This is a genomic window from Aminobacter sp. P4_H6_2, from assembly GCF_056400805.1.
Genome location: NZ_JBFUKO010000664.1, coordinates 1 through 2,831 on the forward strand (window position 1 = coordinate 1; position 2,831 = coordinate 2,831).

The following is a 2,831-nucleotide window of genomic DNA, read 5'->3' on the forward strand; positions in this document are numbered from 1 at the left end:
CATCAAGCGTGGTGTCAGCACCACCATCAGCTGGCGCTCGGCATAGTCGTAGAGATAGGCGGCCAGATCGCCGCTGGCGTCGAAATCGGGGACCTGGTCATGAACACGGTCACCGGCTGCACCACTCATGCTGGTGACGATCTCGATGAACAGCGCCTCCTTGCTGGCAAAGTGCTTGTAGACTGTCTGCTTCGACACCTCAGACAGGGCCGCGATCTCGTCCATGTTGGTGCCGAGATAGCCGCTTTTCAGAAAGACCTCGGTCGCGGCCGCCAGGATTGCCTGGCGCTTGCGGGTCGATCGCTGCCCATCGGGTTTTTGCTGTGAAGCCACATCCGCCATGAAACCGCCCGTTGAAATCGAGACTCAGATTGACTTTAGAGTACTGGACGGTCTAGTTTTGCGCAATATCGGTACTGGACCGTCCAGTCCATTTCATCAAAACCAGATTGCAGGAGAGCCAACCATGCACATTCAGTTTGCCGAACTGCCGGTGTTCGACCAGGACCGCGCCAAGGCGTTTTACGTCGATCATTTCGGCTGCGAGGTCGCAGCCGATGCGCCGATGGGCAAGGACGGGTGGCGCTGGATCGAGCTCAAATTTGCTGGTGCTGAAACAGCACTGCACTTCGTCAGGCGCACTGACGACGCACCCTCGGCTGAGCCAGTGCTGGTGCTGGTCGAGAACGACGTCGCAGCGACGGTCGGGAGGCTCAAATCGCTAGGCGTGGAGATCATCAGCGAACCGCAGGAAGCACCCTGGCAGCCCGGTCGCATCGTCGCCGAATTCCGCGACAGCGAGGGCAATCGCCTGGTGCTCGGCAGCGAATAACCGTGGGAGAGAAGGTCATGAACCCTAAATCATCGACGCTGAAAGTGCCTGGGGCGAAACTCTACTACGAGGTCTTGGGATCTGGCCCCTTGCTGCTGACGATCGCCGGCGGCCCCAGCGATGCGGGTGTTTTCGCCGACCTGTCGCGCCAACTTGCAGATCGTTACACCGTCATTGCCTATGATCCGCGCGGAAACTCACGCAGCCATTTCGACAGCGAGCCCGTGGAGCAGCAGCTTGATGTTCACGGCGACGATGCCGCCCGGCTGATCGAGACGCTGGGTGACGGGCCAGCCTATGTGCTTGGCAACAGCGGTGGCGCCCAGATCGGGCTCAACCTGGCGGCCCGGCATCCCGAACGGGTGCGTGTGCTGGTGGCGCATGAACCGCCATGCCTTGTCATGCTCGATGACCCAGCGGAGGCCATTGCGGCCGATAGGGAGATTTACGAAACTTATCGCCGCGAAGGCGTGGGCCCGGCAATGGCGAAATTCATGGCGATGGCCGGCCTCGATGACGAGCCAAGCGACGCGTCGCCAGAGTTTGCCCCCTCACCCGAAGACATCGCAACCTTCGGCAGGATGGAGGCGAATTTCGAATATTTCATCGCCCATGGGCTGATGCCGCTGTCGCTCTATCATCCCGATGTTGCTGTCTTGCGCGCAGGCAAGCCCCGTATCGTGATCGGAATCGGCGAGGAGTCCGTCGGGCAGATCACCCAGCGCACAAGCGCGGCACTGGCCGCGAAACTAGGCGTCGAGCCGGTCATCTTCCCAGGCGGGCACGGCGGCTTTGGCACCCACATCGAGGGTTTCGCAAAAACCCTGGATCAGGCGCTTGGCGGCGATTAACAATTAATGTGGCAGTGAAGAAAATGGCGCGCCGAGCGCGGAAGGGATGGCCCTAAGGCATCAAAGCTGAAGTGCCGGCGTAGCCGTTTCGACGGTGAGCCTGCGGAGCAGCGCTCGATGTCCATGGCAGCCATGCCGCCCGGCTGATCAAGACGCTTAGTCAGCCTGACACTTGTCGTGGATCTCCCAGTAGAACCCGCCAATAGCCGGGCGCTCCAAGCATGCAAGAGTGCTCGATCCGCAATACAGATCGTCTTTCAGCATCCCTGCTAAGTTATCACAGACCTCAGCGCCCGGATCTCCCTGTAGGTGGGTCGAGACTCGGAGATTGCCGCGCACCAGACCAAGCGCAGCGGCACTGTTTGCTACTATGGAAAATAGGGTCGCCATGGGTCCGTTGACCCCGTTGGGAAAGTTGTCTGGACTTATCTGCCAGTCACATGTGACCAACGGTTCAGCCTGATCTCCATTTAGGCTTTCGAGAATGAACGCATGCATGCGACAGATAAAATGAATGAGGTAAATTACGTACGCGGCTTGAACCGTTGAGATCGTAAAGTCTCGTCCGGACGCGAGGCCGGCGACCGTTACCTCCTGTCCCGAAACATGTAGGTGCCCATCGAGAGCCATTTGGGTGATCAACTCAGCCAAGGAATCGACGACCGTCCCACCTTGGACGCTGAGCGCTAAGCCAAAGACACTGCTACTGGCGAGCACCTGGGGAATCTGCCGACGAAACTCCCTGCGATAGCGATCAGGGTTCTTTCCAGTCCACTTCCGCAACCTCTTGCCTTGTGGATTGAGCAGAGGACCAAGATACTCGTCCCAGCCCCACTGTTCGGCGCTGACAGAAACCAAAAAGGCGGAGGTGTGCCAAATACTGCGATCGTTTGGTATTTCTTGCGGACTGTGGTCCATCGAAGCAACCAACATCGTCATTTTGCGCGCCCCAGCAGTGCCAAAGCCACGTGTAACTCATGTTTTATGAACCATTTGAAGAAAATGGCGCGCCCGAAAGGATTCGAACCTCTGACCCCCAGATTCGTAGTCTGGTGCTCTATCCAGCTGAGCTACGGGCGCGCATCAGGCCATCGACAAWGGCCGGGTCGTTCGATCCATGGATCGCAGCGACCGGCGCTACCTAGCGG

The 2,831-nt window shown here is 58.9% G+C and carries 4 protein-coding genes and 1 tRNA gene; 2 read left to right on the forward strand and 3 right to left on the reverse strand.

Annotation, left to right across the window (positions count from 1 at the left end):
• Positions 1–342: TetR/AcrR family transcriptional regulator (locus AC1DUU_RS28270; RefSeq protein ID WP_476786657.1), on the reverse strand; the 342-nt coding region annotated here is incomplete at its 3' end.
• 124 nt (positions 343–466) lie between these two features.
• On the opposite strand from AC1DUU_RS28270, the gene AC1DUU_RS28275 reads away from it, so the two are divergent.
• The gene (locus AC1DUU_RS28275; RefSeq protein WP_476786658.1) at positions 467–832 is read left to right on the forward strand and encodes a VOC family protein; all 366 of its coding nucleotides are present in this window, start codon (positions 467–469) and stop codon (positions 830–832) included.
• A 17-nt stretch (positions 833–849) separates the two neighbouring features.
• Complete coding sequence (locus AC1DUU_RS28280) at positions 850–1,683, forward strand: alpha/beta fold hydrolase (protein WP_476786659.1); 834 nt, start codon at positions 850–852, stop codon at positions 1,681–1,683.
• 156 nt (positions 1,684–1,839) lie between these two features.
• On the opposite strand, the gene AC1DUU_RS28285 is transcribed toward AC1DUU_RS28280, so the two are convergent.
• Together AC1DUU_RS28285 and AC1DUU_RS28290 are read right to left on the reverse strand one after the other, a co-directional pair.
• Entirely contained in the window at positions 1,840–2,622 is a 783-nt protein-coding gene (locus AC1DUU_RS28285; protein ID WP_476786660.1) for a hypothetical protein, read from the reverse strand.
• 64 nt (positions 2,623–2,686) lie between these two features.
• Positions 2,687–2,763 (reverse strand) — tRNA-Arg (locus AC1DUU_RS28290).
• Between the last annotated feature and the right edge of the window lie 68 nt (positions 2,764–2,831).

Coding starts and splice junctions, on each gene's coding strand:
- AC1DUU_RS28275 (WP_476786658.1), top strand. CDS start 467: ATGCACATTCAGTTTGCCGAACTGCCGGTGTTCGACCAGGACCGCGCC.
- AC1DUU_RS28280 (WP_476786659.1), top strand. CDS start 850: ATGAACCCTAAATCATCGACGCTGAAAGTGCCTGGGGCGAAACTCTAC.
- AC1DUU_RS28285 (WP_476786660.1), bottom strand. CDS start 2,622: ATGACGATGTTGGTTGCTTCGATGGACCACAGTCCGCAAGAAATACCA.